Origin of the sequence: Pseudomonas medicaginis, from assembly GCF_965119365.1 — a bacterium.
GTDB lineage: Bacteria > Pseudomonadota > Gammaproteobacteria > Pseudomonadales > Pseudomonadaceae > Aquipseudomonas.
The window spans coordinates 1,576,991-1,597,482 of record NZ_OZ221631.1; the positions used below are offsets into that span (position 1 = coordinate 1,576,991).

The window sequence follows — 20,492 nt, forward strand, 5'->3', positions numbered from 1 at the left end:
GTCCTCTGATTCACCAAGGAATTGATTTCATGTCCTGGACGCCTCCCGTTCACGTCTTGCTGTCGCCGATCACCGGTGACGACGAAACACAGATCGAACAACTCCCCCTCAAGCCGCTGTACTACGCCGCGCAAAAAGACGCCCTGGCCCGCGCCGGCGATGACGAAGACGACCAGTTCTTCGAGTTGGCCAAACTGGCCACCGGCCTGTCGGTCAAGGAACTCGACCAGCTCAAGCGCCCGGACTATGTGAGCATTGCGCAATACGTGCATGAAATGTCCACCCGTCCGACGTCCCACTTCCTGGAGCAGGCGGACGGCGCATCCGTCGACCCTGACCAGGTACAGCTGCTGCAACCGCTCGACGTAGCAGGCCGCAGCATGACTTCTCTGACCCTGGAAATGCCGGTGCTGCGTGCCACCAAGGCGATGAAAAAACTGAAGACGGCCAAGGAACGCGCCGAGTTCATCACCGCCCATTGCACCGGCCTGATGATTCCCGATCTGGACCTGCTGACCGTGCCCGACTGGACTCAACTTCAGGTACGCATCGACGATTTTTTAAACAAACCGGCGGACTTCTTTCGGAGCGCGACATCGAAGTGATCCTCGATGTGGTGCCGCTCATTTACTCGGTAAGTGAGGCGGAAATCCTGGAGTGGGACGCCGGCAAGGCATTGCGCCGTTACGACATCGCGATCACTCGCCTTGGCGTGAAACAGGAGTAGAGCGGGATGGCGGACGATAGATATTCGCTCAAATACGCAGCCTTCAACGAGAGTGGGGTGGCGTTCGGTAATACCAGCCTCACCAGTGGCGTGTCAGCACAAGGCGCGTTCGCCAGGGACCAACTGTCGAACCTCGATCTGGCGCTGGAAACACTCGGGCTCAAGCTCGGCCTGCTGACCACCGCGATCGAGTCGCTGACCGTGAAGCTGTCGGCGCAACGATTGTTTTCCCAAACGATGGGCGCTGGCGCCAAGGGTGAGTCGACCAGTGAGCCAAAGGGTAAGTCGGCTGGCGGTATCGAACCACCGGCGCTGCTCAAACCCGCGATAGCGATGGATTCGGCCATGGCCGATCTGAAGCAGGCCGGCCAACTCACGCCTCGCCAGATTGCAGAAATGGCGGAACCAACCCAGCGCATCGCCAGTGCGCCATTGGTGGCGGCCGGCGGGACCACGGCGGTTGAGTTGGTAAGGATGCAAAGCCTGGCGGCCAGGGCCGGCATCGGCAGCGATCTGCCCAATGCCTCGGACCGGCAATTGGCACTGTTGCGCTTCGCCAGCGATGCGGGTGTCACTGCATCGACGTTCAAAATGCCGGCCATGGAAGCGGCTGAGATGGTGCTCGGCTGGCGCACTTCCATGAAGCTCAGTGCGGAGAAAGCGTTTGATCTGGCGGACGCAACCAACCACCTGAGCAAGATTCCCGGTGGTGCGAAAGCCAGTGAGATCGGCACGGTGTTGCAGCGTGACGGTGCGACCGCGACCTCGGCGGGCCTGCAGCCTGCCCAGGCTGCGGCACTGACGGCGGCACTTCTCAATACCGGCGCGCAACAAGCTGAAGCGGGCGTGGCCCTCGATCACTTTACGACTGCTTTAGGCAAGGGCGATCAGGCCTCCGCGACCGAGCAAGCGGCCTGGAAGCAACTGGGGCTAGATCCCAAAGAGGTGGCGAGCGGCTTGCGTGACAAGGACGCCGCGCCGGGGACAGTGATGTCGGTGCTGGCGGCCTTGAACGCGCAGCCGTCCGAAAAACGCTCGACCCTGGCCTCTTCGCTGTTTGGCTCTGGGGATGCAGCGGTACTGCGCATGTCGCAGAAACTCGACGATGTGAACGCCGCGTTCTGGCAGGTGAAAGACCCAGGCCAATACGCCACTTCACAATTGGGCAACAACGGTTCGGTGCGGCAGGACGCGTTGGCGCTGTCGAACACCCGGCAGGGCCAGCTGAACGTCCTCAACGCCCGTAGTGAGCGTTTGTCGGTGGCCACGGGGAATGCCCTGTTGCCTTCGGCGGATACTTCGTTCCGGTGGCTGGGTTCGCTGGCCGATGGCATGAGTGAGTTGGCTGAGTCCTCACCTAAAGCCGCTGCGGCCATTGTGTTGATTGGCGCGGCGATCAAACCGCTGGTGGGCGCGCTGCTCAAGGCTGTCGGGGATGAGGTGTCCAATCAGGTGGCCAAGCGGGTGCTGGGTCGGGTCGCTCCGCACCTTCCCGGCCGATTGGGGGAGGTGATCTCCGAAGATTTCAGAAATCCTCGTGGGGACAAGCTGGATACACGCAATGCCAACCAGCGCCCTGAATCCACGAGCAGGACGAAAATACGCGTCAGTACACGAGGCTCACTGGGAGGCGCAAGGCATTTGTCACTCGGGCCAACGGCCTCGTTACGCTCGATGACCCGCAGGGCGCCCGGCCCATTAAAAGTAGTCGGTGCCGTCGCTGATGTGGCCGAGGGTGTTCTTACCGGCGACAAACGAATGATGGGAGCAGGCCTGGGAGCTGCAGGTGGCGGCTGGGCAGGCGCTGCTGCGGGGTCTGCGGCCGGTGCCGCTTTGGGTAGTGTCGTTCCGGTGATTGGCACTGCCATTGGTGGTCTGGTTGGCGGACTGCTAGGCGGTTGGTTGGGGAGTGATGCGGGCGCGTCCCTGGGTGAGAAGCTCGTCGCCCCCGCCGACAGACTCGCCGCTCCAGACCAGGTCAGCAAAGACCTGGCTAGCACCCAGACAACCACGCAACAAAACTCCATGACCGCAAACATCTACATCAACGGCCAGGACCAGGCTAGCGCGAGTCAGTTGGCCAACCTGGTCGTGCAGCAGCTCTCGGGCCAATTCGGCTTGACGACCATGCCCAACTCACTCGCCGTGCGCAGTGACGCGGCCCTGACCGACGGAGGTACGTGATGCGTCAACAAATGGCACTCGGCAGTTTCATTTTTGGCCTGTCGAGAAATTTTGCGTACCACCAGTTGGTACACACCTCGGACGGTGGCTGGAAAAGCATCGACATCCTCACCAGCAAACCCAAGTCGAGCCAGATCGGCCAAGGCCTGCAAGGGCTGACGATCACCGGCAAGTCGATGTACGCCACCGCCATGGATCGCCTCGATGAGTTGCGCGCCTTGCAGGCGCAGCGCGTCCCCCTGCCGTTGGTCGATGGCATCGGTCGCAACTGGGGCCTGTGGCAGATCAACAAGATCACGGAAACCCAGACCGAGATCATCGATGACGGCACGGCGATGGTGGTCGGCTGGGTGGTTGAATTGACGGAGTTCGCCAATGCGTAGGGTTCGAAGTATCGCCGGTGATTCGGTGAATCTGTTGCTGTACCGCGAGCTCGAGCGCTGTGACGACATCGTCGAGGAGGCGCTCTGGCGGCTCAATCCGGGGTTGGCTGAATGGGGCCCTGTATTGCCGGCGGGCGTATGGGTGGTCTTGCCGGAAGTGGACCTCAAGCCCGTGGCAACCCCACCGGTTTCGGCCTGGGATTAAGGAGGCGACATGTCATTGGGTTTCACGCCTGCGGTGGAAATTTATGGTGCGAACGCTGCACTGCTCAACGAACGCCTGCTCAAGTGGGAGCATGTCGACGCGGCGGGTATCGAGTCCGATCAACTGACGCTCACCATTAGCCTGGAAGGGCTCGAAGGGTTGCCCAGCCTGGGCGGCAAGATAGGTCTGCGGGTCGGTTATCTGGAGTCGGGGCTGGTAGATAAAGGCGAGTTCGTCATCACTCGTCGCACGCCGTTCCTGTTCCCCCTGCAACTCGTGCTGGTGGCCATGGCGGCGCCGTTCAGCGCCGCGGACCAGACCGGGTTCAAGCAGCGCCGATCCGTCAGCCATGGGCCGACAACCCTGGGGGCGCTGTTTCGTCAGTTGGCGTCCAGGCACGGTTTTTCTCCCCGGGTGGCGCCGGACCTGGCGCTGATCAAGATCGAGCACATCGACCAGTCCAACGAAACCGACATGGGGTTCCTGACGCGCCTGGCCCATCGTTATGACGCCGTCGCCAAGCCGATCAACGAGCTGTATGTGCTGGCCCGGCGCGGCCAGGCGAAGTCGTTGTCGGGCAAAGTCCTGCCCGAGATGAAACTGTCGGTGACGACCAACAACCGCCCGGGCGACTACGCCTTCATTTCGGCCAAGCTGGAAGAAACGGCCCGGGCCAAGTACCAGGGCTGCAAGACCCGTTGGTGGGACGCGACGGCCGGCAAGCTGCTGGTCGAAGAGAGCGGCATCGCGCCGTTCAAGACCCTGCGCCAGCGCTTCCAGAGCGCCGACGACGCCCGCGCCGCCGGTGAAGGGGAGGTGCGTCGGATGCTGCGCGAAGCCCTCAAGGTGACGATCGAATGCCCTGGCAACCCGGGACTGTCCGCCGAGGGTATCGTGCTGCTGGACCCCTCCTGGCCGGACTTCATGCGCGGTCGCTGGTCGATCGACAAGGTCACCGCCAGTGGCGACCGGGAAAAAAGCTATCGCTGCTTGATTCATGCAACCTGCCTGGATGCCAAGGCCTGATCCCACTACCCCTGGGACTACCCCTGTGGGAGCGAGCCTGCTCGCGATAGCGCCCTGATATTCAACATTTGCACTGACTGACACGCCGCCATCGCGAGCAAGCTCGCTCCCACAATCTTGTTCTGCGTTGCACATACCCCGCGCCCAACCGGGTCCCCCTGTGGGAGCGAGCTTGCTCGCGATAGCGCCCTGATATTCAAGATCTGCACCGACTGACACACCGCCATCGCGAGCAAGCCCGCTCCCACAGGTCTCCCTCGACGGCACCGTCTCTACAACTGGAGTCCCCCATGAAGATCACACCGATCCTCACGCAGTTGCGTGAGCACTGTCCGACGCTTGCCCATCGCGTGGCCGCAGGCTTTGACCTCGCCACGCTGCAAGCCGAGACCCCGTTGCAGGCCCCCTGCGCCTATGTCCTGCCCACCGCTGATATTGCCAGCAAGAACGCGGCTCAAAACGTCACGCTGCAAGCGGTGCGTGATCGTTTCGACACCGTATTGGTGCTCGACGCCACCGATGCGACAAAAGCGCTGGATCTGTTGCACGACCTGCGGGCCGAACTGTGGCGCGCACTGGTGGGGTTCAAACCCGGTGGCGACTACACCGGCGTCGAGTACGACGGCAGCGAGCTGGTTTCCATCAACAGCAGCCGTGTGTTGTACCGGCTGCGCTTTTTCGCCGAGTTCCAGCTGGGCCGCAATCTGGCGAGCCAGCCTGCCGAAAGCTGGCACGAGCGTGAACTGGACGGCTTGTCGTCCTTTACCGGGGCCACCGTGCGGGTCGATGCCATCGACCCGGCGGACCCCAACCTGAAACGTCCCGGCCCCGACGGGCGCGTGGAACTGACTTTCTCTGGAGACGTAACCCCATGAGCAAACGCATCACCGTACTGCCGGCCCCGGGCCGTGCCGTACCGGACCCGGAGGCGGGCGATCTGTTGCCCCTCGACGGCCGTGAAGTGCCGGACAACGCCTGGTGGCGTCGGCGTCTGGCCGATGGCGATATCACTACCAAAGCCGTGAAAGCGGCAAAACCACAGGGAGCCAAATAATGGCGATCGGATTCAGCAACATTCCCGCGGACATTCGTGTTCCGCTGTTCTACGCCGAAATGGACAACTCGGCCGCCAATAGCGCGTCATCGGCCATGCGCCGCTTGATCGTCGCCCAGGTCAACGACAATGTCGCCCCGGCCGACGTCGGCAAACTGGTACTGGTGTCCAGCGTCGCGCTGGCCAAGAACATCGGCGGGCAGGGCTCGATGCTTGCCTCGATGTACGAAACCTGGCGCAAGACCGATCCGCTCGGTGAAATCTGGTGCCTGCCGCTGCACAACGTCGAAGGCGCCATCGCCAAGGGCGTGCTGACCTTCACCGGTACCGCGACTGAAAGCGGTGTGCTCAACCTGTACGTCGGCGGTGTGCGCGTCCAGGCCGCCATCGTCAACGGCGCGACGGCGACCCAGGCCGCTACTGCGCTGGCCTTGAAAATCAATGCCGCTGCCGACCTGCCGGTGACCGCTGCGGCCGCCGAAGGCGTCGTGACCCTCAGTGCCAAATGGACCGGCGACAGCGGCAACGACATCAGCCTTCAATTCAATCGCCTGGGCAAGAGCAATGGCGAAGACACCCCTGCCGGCCTGACCACCGCCATCAACGCGATGACCGGTGGTGCCGGTGTGCCGGACCAGACCGCTGCCGTCGCGGCCCTGGGCGACGAGCCTTTCGAATTCATCGCCATGCCTTGGTCCGATGTGGCGAGCCTCAACACCTGGCAAGCCGTCATGGACGACAACACCGGCCGCTGGTCTTGGGCCAAGCAGTTGTTCGGCCATGTCTACAGCGCCAAGCGCGGTACCATCGGCACCCTGGTCGCCGCCGGACAGGCCCGCAACGACCAGCACATGACGCTCCAGGCGCTGGAGCTGGGCGTACCGCAACCGTTCTGGGTCCAGGCCGCTGCCTTGGCGGCGCGCACGGCGGTGTTCATCTCCGCCGACGCCAGCCGTCCGACCCAGAGCGGCAGCCTGCCAGGCCTGGACCCGGCACCGGCCAGCGAACGTTTCACCCTCACCGAGCGTCAGTCGCTGCTCAACTACGGCATCGCCACGGCGTATTACGAAGGTGGCTACGTACGCATCCAGCGTTCCATCACCACCTATCAGAAGAATGCCTTCGGCCAGGCGGACAATTCCTACCTGGACAGCGAAACCATGCACCAGTCGGCGTTCATCGTCCGCCGCCTGCAAAGTGTGATCACCAGCAAATATGGTCGCCACAAGCTGGCCTCCGACGGCACCCGTTTCGGCGCCGGCCAGCCCATCGTGACCCCGAGCACCATTCGCGGCGAGCTGATCGCTCAATACGCCAAGCTCGAACTGGAAGGCCACGTGGAAAACGCCGAGCTGTTCGCCGAGCACCTGCTTGTCGAGCGTGACAGCCAGGACCCGAGCCGGGTCAATGTGCTGTTCCCGCCGGATTACATCAACGGCCTGCGGGTGTTCGCGCTGCTCAACCAATTCCGCCTGCAGTACGACGACGTCGCCTGACGGTAGCACTCAGTCGCATGCATCAGCCCACCTTGCGTGGGCTTTTTATTTGAAGGGAGAAACACCATGGGTCAACTGATTGCGGGCACCTGCTACGTCAAAGTGGACGGCGCTCAACTAACCATCAACGGTGGCTGCGAAGCGCCACTGATGTTCACCAAACGTGAAACCGTCGTGCCGGGTTTCTACAAGGAAACCGATATCGCCCCGTCCTTCAAGGTGACGGCGCTGCACACCGCGGATTTCCCGCTCAAACAACTGGTGGCAGGCACCGACATGACCGTCACCTGCGAATTCAACAACGGCAAGGTCTACGTGCTGGCCGGCGCCTACCTGGTGGAAGAGCCGGTGTCCAAGGGCGACGACGCCACCATCGAGCTGAAATTCGAGGGCATCAAGGGGACCTGGCAATGACCGATGTCGTGACGCTGCGCGTGGCCATCGAGGCCCATGGCGAGCCGTTGAACGAACTGACCCTGCGCCGGCCGACGGTGCAGGAAGTCCGGGCGATCAAGGCGCTGCCCTACAAGATCGACAAGAGCGAGGAGGTGAGCCTGGACATGGATGTCGCAGCCAAATACATCGCGGTGTGCGCCGGCATCCCGCCGTCGTCCGTCAACCAGTTGGACCTGGCTGACCTCAACGCCCTGAGCTGGGCCGTCGCGAGTTTTTTCATGAGTGCGGCGTCGCAGCCATCGGCGACCTGATCGCCGCCGCCTATGACCTGGCCTGGTTCTGGAAGGTTGACCCCGAACAGATGATGGCCAGGCCACTGGATGTGCTCCGCGAATCCCTGGAGCACGCGCAACGGATCAATGCGATGCAGCAGGTGCAGTGATGGCAGACACACAAACGGTAGAGAAAAAAGCGGTGCTGCTGACCGGCATCGATGAGCTGTCACCCAAGCTCGCCGGCCTTCGTGCGAAGGTCGCGCGTTTCAAGCAGAACCTCGACGCCACGGGCCTGGGCAGCCTGGACATTTCCGGTCTGCTGCCCAGCGGTGGCCTGGCCCAACCGTTTACGGACGGGCTCAAGTCGGCGCTGGCCTTCAAGGACGAAGCGGGCGCAGCGAGCGCGGTGGCCAGCGCCGTCCAGGCACCTGAAGCGCCTCGTGTAGCGGCACAGAACCTGGATGGATTGAAGACTTCCATCAGCAACGTGTCGGTGCAGTTCGGCTCGGCCTTGGGGCCTGCGGTCAACGCGGTGGCGGTCGGTTTGCAGCCCATGGTCAGCGGCGTGGCCCAGGTACTGCAGGACAACCCGCAACTGGTACAGGGCCTGGCGAATGGCGTCGTGGCGTTCAACGCGATCCAGATGGCGGTCAGCGGGGCGAGCCAGGCGTTCGAAGTGGTGAACCTGGCCTTGAAGATGAACCCCATTGGCTTGATTGCCATGGGCATCGCCTTGGCGGCAGGGATGATCATCGCCCACTGGACGCCGATTTCGGCGTTCTTTGCCGGGCTCTGGCAGCGGCTTGCGCCGATCGTCCTGCCGATGATCGAGTTCTTCAAGACAATGTTCGCCTTTACCCCGATGGGGCTGGTGATCAGCAACTGGGGCCCGATCAGCAGCTTTTTTGGCGCGCTCTGGAATGTGATCGTGGCGGCGGCAACGCCGGTCATCGGTTTCATGCAGACGCTGTTCGCCTGGTCACCCTTAGGCTTGATAGTTGCCAATTGGGCACCGCTGACCGGGTTGTTCGCGGCGATCTGGGACCTGCTCAAGGCCTTGACCGTGCCGGTGATGGATGCCCTGAAAGGCTTGTTCGACTGGACGCCGTTGGGGCTGATCCTGGCCAACTGGGGCACGATCGGAGAAGTCTTCGCCGGGATCTGGGAGGGCGTGCGCAACCAGGTGGCGATCATGTTGGCGGTGTTCAGCGGCCTGTTCGACTGGTCGCCCATCGAGGGCCTCACCCAACAGTGGGGGCCGGTGGGCGAGTGGTTCAGCCAGTGGTGGGACAAGCTGCAGGGCGTGATTGCACCGATCAAGGCGTTCTTCAATGGCGGCTTCGGTGAACTCATCACCACGTTCACTGGCAAGGTCGAAGGACTGACCGAAGCGCAGCGCGCCACCAATGCCGAAGGCAAGGGTGAGCTGGCGCCGGCGTTTTTTGGCGGGGCCAGCGAGCAGCCTCCGGGCCTGTCGTCCAGCCTGGCGCCAGCGTCCGCCAACGGGCCAGCGAAAACCGCGCTGGCGCCGGGTGCGTTGCCGCAAACCTCCAGTGCCCTGGTGCAACAAAGCGCCGCCAACAACCGCACGCAACTCGAAGGCGGCCTGACCGTGCGTTTCGAAAACGCGCCGGCCGGGTTGCGCGCCGACCCGCCTCAGACCAATCAACCGGCCCTGGCGGTGAGTTCGCGCATCGGTTATCGCTCACTTTCCACAGGAGGCTCCAATGAGCTGGCGTGATCGTTTGTTGCCGGCGTCGTTTCGTGGCGTCGGGTTCTGGGTCGACCAGGCGAAAACCCCGGTCGGCCACAAAGGCCAGTTGCATGAATATCCGCAGCGTGACCAACCGTTTTTCGAGGGGCTCGGTCAGCAGGCGAAGATTCATGAGTTGACCGCGTTCATCGTCGGCCCCGATTGCCTGGAGCAGCGTGACAAGCTGCTCAAGGCGTTGGAGCAGGGCAGCGGTGAACTGGTGCATCCATGGCTGGGGCGCATGCAGGTCAAGGTTGGCGAATGCGACATGACTCAGACCCGTCAGGACGGTGGGCTGGTGACGTTCGCCCTGAAGTTCTACCCCGACCAGCCATTGCAATTCCCTTCGGCCACGATCAACAGCCAGAAACTGCTGTTGGTCTCGGCCGACAGCTTCCTCGGTTCGGCGGTGCGGCGCTTCGAAGACGCCATGACCTTGATCAAGGCCGCACGGATCGGCATCGCGGACCTGCGCAACAGCCTCAAGGACATCTATGGCGTGATCGAACAGGAGCTCAAGCCGTTGATCGAGACCTATCGGCAACTCAGCGATCTGGTCAAGGCGGTGAAAGCGTTGCCCAAGGAGGTGGTGGCCGAGTTCAAGGGATTGCTGGGTGACATCCGCGAGCTGAAGGACTTTGCCCGTGACGGCTATCGCGGCGTGATTGCCAGCGTGTCGCAACAGGTGGAGGCCATTCGCAAGGCCGACGCCCCCAAGCTCACCACCGGCAAGGACACCACCGCAGCGGCCCAGGCCGTGGCCGATCTGGTCCAGGACACGCTGCTGGTGCAGGCCGCGCAATGGATTGCGGCGATGCCGGTGGCGGCACCTGTGGTCAAGTTGGACGCCACACCGTCGGTGGCGCAACAGGCCGTGCAACCGGTCCAGCGCCGAGACGTGCCGGTGGCCGACGATGTGCTGGCCCTGCGCGATGCCCTTAACGATGCGATCTGGCAGGCCTCCCTCAAGGCTGATCCGGAGCACTACCAGGCAATGAACAACCTGCGCCAGCAAATGGCGGCGCACTTGACGGCGGTGGCGTCTTCGGGCGTCAGGCTGATCAACCTGTCGTTCAAGCAAAGCCTGCCGGCGCTGGTGGTGGCCTATCAACAATTCGCCGATGCCACCCGGGTAACCGAAGTGACCCAGCGCAACGGTGTGGCCCACCCGGGTTTCCTGCCGCCCAACGACCTGAAAGTCTCGGGGGAGTAAACCATGAACGAGCTCGACAACGCTGTATCGCTTACCGTCGGCGGGTTGGATTACGGCGGCTGGAAAAGTGTGGAAATCAGTGCAGACCTGGAGCGTCAGTTTCGCACCTTTAAACTCGACATCACCTGGCAATGGCCTGGGCAGACCCAGGCGGTGCCGATCCGTCCAGGTGATGAATGCCAGGTGCGCATCGGTACCGATCTGGTCCTCAGCGGTTATGTGTTCAAGGCGCCGGTCAGTTATGACGGCCGACAGATCAGCCTGAGCATCGAAGGCGGTTCCAAGACACAGGACCTGGTGGACTGCGCGGCCATCAACCGCCCGACTCAATGGCGCGGACAAGCGCTGCTGAACATCGTCCAGGCCCTGGCGTCGCCCTACGGCGTGGGGGTCATCAGTGAGATCCCGGAAACCGCGCGGTTGAGTGAGCACAGCATCGTACCGGGGGAAACGGTCTTTCAATCCATCGACCGTTTGCTGACGTTGTTCCGGGTGTTCTCCACCGATGATGCACAAGGCCGCGTGTTGCTGGCCAAACCCGGCAGCGGTGGGCGGGCCAGTGATGTGCTGGAGCTGGGCAAGAACATTCTGTCGGGCAACGCACCGATGGACTACAGCCAGGTGTTCTCCGAATACCGGGTCATCGGTCAGCACAAGGGCAGTGATCAGCAGAGCGGGGCGGCAGTGAGCGAAGTCTCTGGCACCGCCACCGACTTGAGCTTCAAGCGCAAGCGGGTGACGGTGATCAGTGAAAGCGCGCAGTTGACCTTCGAGCTGGCCCAGCAACGGGCCGATTGGGAAAGCGCCATCCGCACCGGCAAGGCCCTGACCACCACCTACCGCGTGCAAGGCTGGCGCCAGGCCAATGGCGACCTGTGGCGGCACAACACTTTGGTACGGGTGATCGACCCGGTGCTGGGGTTCGACGGTGACATGCTGATTTCCAAAGTGACGTATTCGCTGTCGGCCCAAGGCTCCGTCACCACCCTGCAAGTCGCGCCGCCGCATACTTTCGACGCCAACCCGACGCCGCCAAAACCCTGAGCCCCAACCCACCACCGATCCCCTGTTGGAGCGAGCTTGCTCGCGATGGTAGTGGGTCAGCTTGCATCGATGTCGGATGTGCTGCCGCTATCGCGAGCAAGCTCGCTCCCACAGTACTTCGAGACCGCCTCCAAAATTTCTGCCCACCACGGACTCCTGTGGGAGCGAGCTTGCTCGCGATGGCGGCGGTGCAGCCAACAGAGATGTTGATCCGAACACCGCGTTCAAGTCCCCGATTCTCAAGGAAACCTCAATGAGCCTACTGACCCGCCTACTGGCGCGCGGCACTGTCGTGCTCGCCAATTCAGCCACCCAGTTGCAGTCGCTGCAAATGCGCCTCACCGCCGGCGAAGTGAACGATGACATGGAGCATTTCGAACCCTACGGCTTCACCAGCAACCCGTTGGCCGGTGCCGAGGGCATTGCCACGTTCCTGGGGGGCGACCGTTCCCATGCCGTGGTTCTGGTGATCGCCGATCGCCGCTTTCGTCTCCAGGCCCTGGCGCCCGGCGAAGTGGCGCTTTATACCGACGAAGGCGACAAACTCCACTTCAAGCGTGGTCGTGTCATCGACATCGAGACTGCAACCCTGAACATCCGCGCCAGCAGCGCGGTGAACATCGACAGTCCGGTCATCAACCACACCGGCAAGATCGTTTCCCAGGGAGACCAGATCGCCGGCGGCATCAGCCAGATCAAACACGTACATGGTGGCGTACAGGCCGGCAACGGTCAGACCGGCGCGCCGACGGGAGGCCAATGATGTTCATCAGCCAGAACCTGCACGCCGCACTGACCCGCTCGGTGCTGATCAGCCTGTTCACCTGGCGCCGCGCCGCCGACGACGACGCTGTTGATGACGAGGAACGTTTCGGCTGGTGGGGCGACACTTTTCCTACCGTGGCCGACGACCGCATCGGCTCGCGGCTGTGGCTGTTGCGACGGGTCAAGCTGACCCGCCAAACCCAGCTCGATGCCGAATTCTATGCCCGCGAAGCCTTGCAATGGCTGATCGACGACGGCCATTGCAAGGCCATCGACATCATCAGCGAACGCCTCGACGCCCAGCGCTTGAACCTGCGCACGGTCCTGACTCTGGCCGATGGCGAGCGCCTGGACATCAACCCCGATAACAGTTGGCAGGTGACCTATGCCGTTTGAAACCCCTTCGCTGCCGGTGCTGATCAAGCGCGCCCAAAGCGACCTGGCCAGCGATTCGCTGCGCCAGTCCGATGCCCAAGTGCTGGCCCGCACCCTGGGCGGCGCTGCCTATGGCCTGTATGGCTACCTGGACTGGATCGCCGAGCAGATCCTGCCGGACAAGGCCGATGAGTCCACCCTGGAACGCATCGCCGCCCTGCGCCTGAACCAGGCGCGCAAAGCGGCCCAGGTGGCCAGCGGCAGCGTCAGCTTCACCGCCACCGCTGGCGCGGTACTGGATGTCGACACGCTGTTGCAATCCACCGATGGCCGCACCTACAAAGTGACCAGCGCCCGCACCACCAGCAATGGCCTGAACACCGCCGCCATCGCCGCGTTGGACGCCGGCAGCCTGGGCAACGCCGATGCCGGCCTGGTGCTGACACCCGTCCAACCGATCCTCGGCATCGGCAGCAGCTTCACGGTGCTGACGCCGGGGCTGACTGGCGGCGTTGCTCGGGAAAGCCTTGAATCCCTGCGGGCCAGGGTGATCCGCTCCTACCGCATCATCCCCCACGGTGGTTCGGCCCAGGACTATGAAACCTGGGCCCTGGAATGCCCCGGCATCACCCGTGCGTGGTGTCGTGGCAGCTACCTGGGGCCAGGCACCGTCGGTTTGTTCGTGATGCGGGACGACGATCCGCAACCGATCCCCAACGCCGAGCAATTGGAAGAGGTGCGGACCTACATCGAGCCTTTGCGTCCGGTGACCGCCGAGCTGCACGTACTGGCGCCGACGCAGGTACCGGTGACCTACCGGCTGCGCATCACTCCGGATACCAGCGCCGTGCGCGCGGCCATCGAGGCGCAACTGCGCGACCTGCACAACCGCGAAGCCGGCCTCGGTGAAACCCTGCTGCTGACCCACATCGCCGAAGCCATCAGCAGCGCCACCGGCGAAACCGACCACAAACTCACTGCGCCGAGCGCCGATGTGGTGGCGGCCAGCAATCAGTTGCTGACGTTCGGAGGCTGCGTATGGCAGGCATAAGAACTGCTGAACAGTACCAGGCCCAACTGCGCAGCCTACTGCCCAGCGGTCCGGCGTGGGACCCAGAGCGCGTGCCGGAATTGGAGGAAGTGCTGGAAGGCATCGCCCAGGAGCTGGCCCGCCTTGACGCCCGTGCCGCCGACTTGCTCAACGAGATGGACCCGGCGGGAGTGAGTGAACTGGTGCCGGATTGGGAGCGGGTGATGAACCTGCCTGACCCGTGCCTGGGCGCCACGCCGTTGTATGACGATCGCCGCCTGGCAGTACGCCGACGGCTGTTGGCGGTGGGCAGCCAGGCCATTGCCTATTACGTGGAAATCGCCAAGAGCCAGGGTTACCCCAACGCCACCATCACCGAACTCAAGGCGCCGCGCATGGGGCGCGCACGGTTCGGCGAAGCGCATTTCGGCACCTGGCAGGCGCAGTTCATGTGGACCCTCAATACCGGCGGCCGCCTGCTGTTGGGGCGACGTTTTGGTGCGAGCTATTGGGGAGAGCGCTTTGGCGTCAATCCGGGCTCGGCGCTGGAATGCCTGATCCACCGCAGCGCACCGGCGCATACCAAGGTTCACATCAATTATGACTAGGGAGTAGACGGATGGATTATCCGAAGAGTGTGCCCAGCGCCGGGTTGGTGAATGGGAAGTTCGTGGATGAAAACCCCTTGACCGGGACGCCGGGGTCGTTGATTCCGGCGGCTTGGGGAAATGGTGTAACGCAAGAGATTGTGAATGTCATCAAAGCGGGGGATCTGACGCCAGATGAAACCCAAAACGATCAATTGCTCGAGGCGATTCAGTCGGTCTCGGCCAAGGGCTGGAACCAGGACCTCGCACTTCCGATCGCCGCGTTGCCGCTGCCCACGATTGCAACAGCGGACACCCGGCTGGCAGTAACGCCATCGGCATTGTCAGCCAGTGGCGGCCGTGTCTCGCTTCCTGCGGGTGTGTACATCAGCATCGGACAAGAGGTGGTGAGTGGGCGGTTGGGTCGATCACGTACCTACGTGACAGCGGCCTGGAGCAGCGCCGACTTGTTGCCCAGCGCCAGTTATTTTCTACGGGCGCAGGTCATAGGCGGTGCGCTGACGTTCTACATGCAGCGTGGAAGCCTGTATGACCTCCCGCCGGAATCCTTGAAGGGGACTGTCAACGGCGCGTCCGGCGGCGGGTTTGCGTCCACGCCCCTGGACATGTGCCTGGCTTGGGTGATGACCGGGGCACCGGGTTCCTTGCCGACGGTTCGCACGATCTACAACCGTGCTCAATTGACCTGGACTCAAACGGTGAATGGCACGGGGGTGGTTTATCTGCCGCTGGATCCGCATGCGCGTGCGGCGCGACTTGTGGCGGGGAATCCAACGCCCTCTCCGAGTGCCGTGACTTCGCTGGCCTTCGTTCAGGCCGGGTGGCTTGGGGGCAACTACAGCTATTTGTCACCTGCTTTGCAAAGTATCAGCAACAATGCGGTGGGCTGGAGCAACCCTGCAAGCCCGTATATGTGTGTGCTGTTCTCCAATAACGTTGTCAACGACGTTACGGTTTCTACCGTCACAGCCAGTTTTGATCACTCTCAATCTCGCTCGCTTTGGCAATGCTTTCAGGCGGAGCACACATTGGGTGCCACCACTGCTGATAGCGACGAGCTGTTGCTGAGCATGGGAATCAAGGGGCACCAGGCATTAACCGATTACAGCGTGGGTATTGCCGTCAACTTTACCAATGCGATCAATGTTCACCTGTCCTGGGAGCTGATCCGATGAAAGTCATTCAAGAACTGCACCAGTACGAGGATGGACTTCGCCCGCCTTCACCTTCTTCCGCCCATACCTGGGAGGACGGCGCTTGGGTGCTGACTGAAGAGAATGCTGCCGAGCTGTTGCGCCAGGAAGCCGAGCGCCTGTGCACCCAGGTCGATGCCGCTGCCGACAGCGCCCGTCGCACGCTGGCCGGTGACCCACTGCGCGCCCTGGAATACCAACAAGCCGCGTTGGAGGCACAGGCTTTCAAGGATCAGGGCTACCCGAAAAAAGCCGTCCCACTGGCCGTTTCGGCGTGGACTGTCAAAGGGCGTACAGCCAGGCAGGCGGCGGATCAGATTCTCGCCAAGGCTGCCGAGTTTGAAGCGAACCTGCTGGCGCTTCGCGAGCTGCGCCTCAAGGCCAAGACACAGATTCGCGCGCACATGGCAAAAGGTAAGGTGGATCTTGCGACTCAAGCCGCTGATGAGGTGCTCGCAACCCTCCGGGCGCTGCCTCTTTACGCTTGAGCCCTGTCTCATAGAGAGAAAATAAAACATGGATTATCCAAAAAGTGTTCCCAGCGTCGGGCTGGTGAACGGTCGGTTCGTGGATGAAAACCCGCTGGCGGGCACTCCCGGGTCGTTGATCCCTGCGGTATGGGGAAACAGTGTCACCCAAGAAATCCTCGGCGTGATCTCCTCGGCCGGCATGACGCCATCCGAGGCGGACAGCGGCCAGTTGATCAAGGCACTGCAAACCATTCTCGGGCGTAGCAGTCCGATGCGTTCTGTCGTTACACGGCTCACGGCATCAAAGGCGCTGGTCGCCGATGAGTTGGGTCTGGTGTTGATCGATGCAAGTGCGGGTACAAGCACCGTAACCTTGCCCGCGGCCAATGCGGCGCTCGGTGTTCGCGATGTGATTGTGCGGCGTGTGGATAACAGTGGTAACCGCCTGACAGTGCGGGCTGCCGGTACTGACAGGATCCGGTTTCATACTCATTTGGCAGCCAGCGGTTATCCATTTCTGGTGTTAATGGGTAGTGGCGATTGGTGGCATTTGCGTAGCGATGAAGCCGGAGTCTGGTGGCCGGTAGGCCGGTTTGATGCGACGGCACTGGGGCAGGTTTCTTTCGAGAGTACTCGCCAAGTTATTCCGGGTGGGTATGCAGTGCTTAACGGAAACTTATTGGTGCGTAGCGATTGGCCGTGGTTGTGGGATCACGCGCAATTGTCCGGAGCGTTAGTGAGCGAATCCAGCAGGTCGGGGAATGAAGGCGCGTGGACTAGCGGTGATGGTGCGACAACTTTTCGGATCCCCGATATTCGCGGCGAATTCTTACGCGTGTTGGATGAGGCGCGAGGCGTGGATATTGACCGTTCGGCGGGCAGCAGACAGATGTATGCCCTCGAAAGCCACAACCATTATTTGCCCACTAGCTCGGGTAGTGCTAATCGTCCAGGTCCTGCTATTGCTGATGCGTCTTGGGACGTCACCCGCGATGTCAATGCTGCACCGGCAACAGGGATAGTGGGTACGACTTATCCCAATCCACAGTTCTTTTCCGGTCCAGACATGGTAGGCAATATCGGGAGCTTCGGCACTGAAACTCGCCCCAGAAATATCGCCTACCCCGCCCGAATCAAGCTGATCTGAGGTGACTATGTTTATTTATCTGTTTGACGCCGCCGGTGTTCTATCGGGTCCGGTAAACCTTTTCGTGACCCCAGGGATGGGCATTCAGATCCCCGGTAACGGCATCCAACTTTCCTTCGAACTACCTACCGCCCAAGAGCATCATTCGTGGGTCATGGTGAACGGCGTTCCGCGAGAAATGGTGGACTGGCGCGGTTCGGTTTATCGCAAGGACAACGGCGCTCTCCTGGAGTGGACCGAGTTCGGTGAGTTGCCGGATACCTACACAGCTGAACCCTGGCCGGGTAGTTACCACGTGTGGCGAGAGAACATGTGGGTATTTGACGACGCTCTACAGCGGGCTGACCTCAAGCGCGGAGCCTTGGCAAAACGCGATAAATTACTGCGTGAGGCCGTTCAAAGGGTTGCTCCTTTCCAATACGCCGAAGACATTGGCGACGCGAGCGATCAGGAGCAACTAGCCCTGATGGAATGGAAGCTCTATAGCGTTGAATTGAATCGCATCCAGCACCAAGTCGGTTTTCCTACCGATATTAACTGGCCTGTCATGCCTGAGCCTGCCGCTTAAGCAACTCAAAGCAGTACATCAAAACTTCCCTAATTTATCGTGCCATTGCGTATTAACGGAGAGGCTGTGTATCGCCTTCATTTTGATCGCTGGTCAGTCAGGAGCGAAAATTGGACTATCCAAAAAGTGTGCCCAGTGCGGGCTTGGTGAATGGCAGGTTTGTGGATGAGGATCCCTTGGCGGGTACGTCGGGGTCCTTGATTCCCGCCAGTTGGGGCAATGGTGTGACGCAGGAGTTGCTGAGTGTCATTCAAACCGCAGGACTAACACCGTCGGAACAATTGGATAACCAGTTGTTGACGGCCTTGCGTAGCAGCGGATTATTCACCACTGCTCCCCAATTTGATAACGATAGATCCGTGGCGACCACCGAGTTTGTAAAACGCAGCGGTGTTCAATATTCCGGCTTTTCCGTGTACGCAGTCAGTACGGCGTTGACACAAGCCCATGTTGGCGGAGCCGTCAGTTTTGCCAGCACTACGGCGATCAACGTCACATTGCCCAGTACAGTGGGAATCATGCATGGGGCGACGCTTACACTGATCAACGTAGGGGCGGTCGTGAATGTATCGACAACCTCGTCTGCCGATACGCTAGGCCCTTCATCCTCAACGCTTGGGTCAATCGATCTGGGCCGTGGTGAAACGGCGGAATTCGTCAAACTGGACAATCAATGGCGACTGATAGGCGGCACCATTCTTCTGAAATATACCTCGTTGTTTTCAGGTCAGTTGGGGAATCCAGGTTACCAAAAGTACGCGAGCGGAAACATTGATCAGTGGGGCTACGGTACAACTGACGCCAATGGGGAAGTGTTCGTTACGTTCCCTCTATCATTTCCCAATGCTTTTGTTTCGGTTGTGGCGAACCATGTAGGTGGTGATGGAGCCATGGTGATTATGGTAGGTGGAACCGCCACCCGCCAAGGCGTGCGCCTGAAAGTCCGAGATTATTCCGGGCACGTCGCTGCGGGATGGGGCGTTACCTATTTTGCGAAGGGTTATTGAATGAATGAATTCACTTTGTTGTTCAGTCCAAGCACTTGCGGAGCGTATGTTCCCGGTATCAATGTTTCTGATATTCCCGATGATGTCATCGAAATACCTCGGGCTTACTGGTTGTCGCTGCTTCAGCAACTCGCCATCTCGCCCAAGCGTGTTTCGGCCAACCCTGACAACGGTTATCCCGTTCTCATTGACGCAGCCGCTCTGACATCGGCCCAGGCTTCAGAAAATGAATACGTGTGGCGCAACGCCCAGCTCACGGCAACAGACGGCCTCGTTGCAAGGGATCGCGATGAAATGGACGACGGCGGCGGTACGACGCTGGACCAGGCACAGTACACACAGCTCCAGGCCTATCGCCGGGCGCTGAGGGATTGGCCGCAGGATGAGCACTTTCCAGTCACTGAATATCGGCCGGTTGCGCCGTCCTGGTTGGCCGTACACCTTTGATCATGCACTTGCGATGACCTGAATATGGACCTTACGCAACAGCAACTCATTGACATCATGCCCAGCGCCCGCTCCCAAGCGGGCGTTTTTGTTTCAGCCCTTAACATCGCCATGTCCCGCCACCGTATCGCCACGCCTAAACGCATCGCTGCGTTCCTGGCGCAAATCGGCCATGAGTCGGGGCAGCTACGGTATGTGCGCGAGCTGGGCAGCGAAGCCTATCTAAGCAAATACGACACCGGCGCGTTGGCCGCTCGCCTGGGCAATACTTCGGCGGCGGACGGTGACGGTCAGAAGTATCGCGGCCGAGGTCTGATCCAGATTACCGGACGGGACAATTATCGTCGCTGCAGTCTTGGCTTGTTCGGCGATGAACGGCTGCTGGCGCTGCCTGAGCTTCTTGAGCAGCCGCAATGGGCATCCGAGTCGGCCGCCTGGTTCTGGGAGCAGAACGGCTTGAACGAACTGGCCGATCGCGACCAGTTCAACAGCATTACCCGGCGCATCAACGGTGGTCTGAATGGGCTGGAGGATCGTCTACAGCTCTGGGCACGGGCGAGGGCGGTGCTATGCCAGTCTTCGGTCTGATGCCGTTTTCCTTGCGCACTTTAGGCGTCGTTGCCTTGCTGATGCTGCTGGCCGGTGGCCCGGCGGTACTGGCGTGGCGGCTCCAGGATTGGCGATATGGCCGGCAACTGGCGCAAATGGGCCAGTCCCAGGCCGAGACGCTGAGTCAATTAACCCAGGCGGCAGCGGCGCAACAAAAGGCCGAGCAAGAAAAGCGCCTTGTCCTGGAGCAACAACTCTCCACCAGCGAACACACCCATTACCGAGCCTTGAGCGATGCCCAACGTGACCAGGATCGCCTGCGCGATCGCCTTGCTACTGCCGATGTCCGGCTGTCAGTCCTCCTCGACGCCAGCGATGCCCCCGCCGGCTGTGCGCTGCCTGCCGCCGCCGGCGCCCGCGGCGTGGATCATGGCGCCCCACGCGCCCGACTTGACCCGGCGCATGCTCAACGAATTATCGCCATCACCGATGCCGGTGATCGCGCACTGATTGCCTTGCAGGCCTGTCAGGCCTATATCAGAGCGCTGGGTCGGTAATCCGGCGAGCCTTGCAAGCT

25 protein-coding genes are annotated in these 20,492 nt (G+C 61.5%); all 25 read left to right on the top strand.

The window, feature by feature from the left end:
* Window positions 1–29: 29 nt before the first annotated feature.
* Window positions 30–605 (top strand): phage tail assembly protein, encoded by a 576-nt coding sequence (locus tag ACMTA2_RS06885; protein WP_413794242.1) that lies wholly within the window; start codon window positions 30–32, stop codon window positions 603–605.
* Between the two features lie 128 nt (window positions 606–733).
* The gene (locus tag ACMTA2_RS06890) at window positions 734–2,911 is read left to right on the top strand and encodes a phage tail tape measure protein (RefSeq protein ID WP_413794243.1); all 2,178 of its coding nucleotides are present in this window, start codon (window positions 734–736) and stop codon (window positions 2,909–2,911) included.
* A complete protein-coding gene (locus ACMTA2_RS06895; protein WP_413794244.1) occupies window positions 2,911–3,294 on the top strand; it encodes a phage tail protein in 384 nt (127 codons plus the stop codon). Before ACMTA2_RS06890 ends, ACMTA2_RS06895 begins: the two co-directional genes overlap by 1 nt.
* Entirely contained in the window at window positions 3,287–3,499 is a 213-nt protein-coding gene (locus ACMTA2_RS06900) for a tail protein X (protein WP_063322730.1), read from the top strand. The genes ACMTA2_RS06895 and ACMTA2_RS06900 overlap by 8 nt, the downstream gene beginning before the upstream one ends.
* Before the next feature lie 9 nt (window positions 3,500–3,508).
* Window positions 3,509–4,525: a phage late control D family protein gene (locus ACMTA2_RS06905; RefSeq protein WP_413794245.1), complete on the top strand. Its 1,017-nt coding sequence runs from the start codon at window positions 3,509–3,511 to the stop codon at window positions 4,523–4,525.
* 290 nt (window positions 4,526–4,815) lie between these two features.
* Window positions 4,816–5,400 (top strand): phage tail terminator protein, encoded by a 585-nt coding sequence (locus ACMTA2_RS06910; RefSeq protein ID WP_413794246.1) that lies wholly within the window; start codon window positions 4,816–4,818, stop codon window positions 5,398–5,400.
* Window positions 5,397–5,579 carry a DUF2635 domain-containing protein gene (locus ACMTA2_RS06915; RefSeq protein ID WP_413794247.1) on the top strand — a complete coding sequence of 61 codons (183 nt, stop codon included), beginning with the start codon at window positions 5,397–5,399 and terminating at the stop codon, window positions 5,577–5,579. The genes ACMTA2_RS06910 and ACMTA2_RS06915 overlap by 4 nt, the downstream gene beginning before the upstream one ends.
* Entirely contained in the window at window positions 5,579–7,075 is a 1,497-nt protein-coding gene (locus ACMTA2_RS06920; RefSeq protein WP_413794248.1) for a phage tail sheath subtilisin-like domain-containing protein, read from the top strand. The genes ACMTA2_RS06915 and ACMTA2_RS06920 overlap by 1 nt, the downstream gene beginning before the upstream one ends.
* A 66-nt stretch (window positions 7,076–7,141) precedes the next feature.
* On the top strand, window positions 7,142–7,489 hold the full coding sequence (locus tag ACMTA2_RS06925; protein WP_003198314.1) for a phage tail tube protein: 348 nt from the start codon (window positions 7,142–7,144) through the stop codon (window positions 7,487–7,489).
* Window positions 7,486–7,782: a phage tail assembly protein gene (locus ACMTA2_RS06930; RefSeq protein WP_413794249.1), complete on the top strand. Its 297-nt coding sequence runs from the start codon at window positions 7,486–7,488 to the stop codon at window positions 7,780–7,782. The genes ACMTA2_RS06925 and ACMTA2_RS06930 overlap by 4 nt, the downstream gene beginning before the upstream one ends.
* A 130-nt stretch (window positions 7,783–7,912) precedes the next feature.
* Complete coding sequence (locus ACMTA2_RS06935; RefSeq protein ID WP_413794250.1) at window positions 7,913–9,487, top strand: phage tail tape measure protein; 1,575 nt, start codon at window positions 7,913–7,915, stop codon at window positions 9,485–9,487.
* Complete coding sequence (locus ACMTA2_RS06940; protein WP_413794251.1) at window positions 9,474–10,712, top strand: DNA circularization protein; 1,239 nt, start codon at window positions 9,474–9,476, stop codon at window positions 10,710–10,712. The genes ACMTA2_RS06935 and ACMTA2_RS06940 overlap by 14 nt, the downstream gene beginning before the upstream one ends.
* A gap of 3 nt (window positions 10,713–10,715) precedes the next feature.
* Complete coding sequence (locus ACMTA2_RS06945) at window positions 10,716–11,756, top strand: phage baseplate assembly protein (RefSeq protein ID WP_413794252.1); 1,041 nt, start codon at window positions 10,716–10,718, stop codon at window positions 11,754–11,756.
* A gap of 253 nt (window positions 11,757–12,009) precedes the next feature.
* Complete coding sequence (locus ACMTA2_RS06950) at window positions 12,010–12,519, top strand: phage baseplate assembly protein V (RefSeq protein WP_413794253.1); 510 nt, start codon at window positions 12,010–12,012, stop codon at window positions 12,517–12,519.
* Window positions 12,519–12,917: a phage GP46 family protein gene (locus tag ACMTA2_RS06955; RefSeq protein WP_079303617.1), complete on the top strand. Its 399-nt coding sequence runs from the start codon at window positions 12,519–12,521 to the stop codon at window positions 12,915–12,917. Before ACMTA2_RS06950 ends, ACMTA2_RS06955 begins: the two co-directional genes overlap by 1 nt.
* On the top strand, window positions 12,907–13,947 hold the full coding sequence (locus ACMTA2_RS06960) for a baseplate J/gp47 family protein (protein ID WP_413794254.1): 1,041 nt from the start codon (window positions 12,907–12,909) through the stop codon (window positions 13,945–13,947). Before ACMTA2_RS06955 ends, ACMTA2_RS06960 begins: the two co-directional genes overlap by 11 nt.
* Complete coding sequence (locus ACMTA2_RS06965) at window positions 13,935–14,534, top strand: YmfQ family protein (RefSeq protein WP_072343311.1); 600 nt, start codon at window positions 13,935–13,937, stop codon at window positions 14,532–14,534. The genes ACMTA2_RS06960 and ACMTA2_RS06965 overlap by 13 nt, the downstream gene beginning before the upstream one ends.
* An 11-nt stretch (window positions 14,535–14,545) precedes the next feature.
* Complete coding sequence (locus ACMTA2_RS06970) at window positions 14,546–15,709, top strand: phage tail protein (RefSeq protein WP_413794255.1); 1,164 nt, start codon at window positions 14,546–14,548, stop codon at window positions 15,707–15,709.
* The gene (locus tag ACMTA2_RS06975; RefSeq protein WP_413794256.1) at window positions 15,706–16,215 is read left to right on the top strand and encodes a phage tail protein; all 510 of its coding nucleotides are present in this window, start codon (window positions 15,706–15,708) and stop codon (window positions 16,213–16,215) included. The genes ACMTA2_RS06970 and ACMTA2_RS06975 overlap by 4 nt, the downstream gene beginning before the upstream one ends.
* Before the next feature lie 28 nt (window positions 16,216–16,243).
* Window positions 16,244–17,344, top strand: a complete 1,101-nt coding sequence (locus ACMTA2_RS06980; RefSeq protein WP_413794257.1) for a phage tail protein — start codon at window positions 16,244–16,246, stop codon at window positions 17,342–17,344.
* A 7-nt stretch (window positions 17,345–17,351) separates the two neighbouring features.
* Window positions 17,352–17,912, top strand: a complete 561-nt coding sequence (locus ACMTA2_RS06985) for a tail fiber assembly protein (protein ID WP_413794258.1) — start codon at window positions 17,352–17,354, stop codon at window positions 17,910–17,912.
* Between the two features lie 110 nt (window positions 17,913–18,022).
* Window positions 18,023–18,919, top strand: a complete 897-nt coding sequence (locus ACMTA2_RS06990; RefSeq protein WP_413794259.1) for a gp53-like domain-containing protein — start codon at window positions 18,023–18,025, stop codon at window positions 18,917–18,919.
* Window positions 18,920–19,366 (top strand): phage tail assembly chaperone, encoded by a 447-nt coding sequence (locus ACMTA2_RS06995; protein WP_413794260.1) that lies wholly within the window; start codon window positions 18,920–18,922, stop codon window positions 19,364–19,366.
* Window positions 19,367–19,390: 24 nt separating this feature from the next.
* Complete coding sequence (locus ACMTA2_RS07000; protein ID WP_413794261.1) at window positions 19,391–19,954, top strand: glycoside hydrolase family 19 protein; 564 nt, start codon at window positions 19,391–19,393, stop codon at window positions 19,952–19,954.
* A complete protein-coding gene (locus tag ACMTA2_RS07005) occupies window positions 19,936–20,472 on the top strand; it encodes a lysis system i-spanin subunit Rz (RefSeq protein ID WP_413794262.1) in 537 nt (178 codons plus the stop codon). The genes ACMTA2_RS07000 and ACMTA2_RS07005 overlap by 19 nt, the downstream gene beginning before the upstream one ends.
* Window positions 20,473–20,492 lie beyond the last annotated feature (20 nt).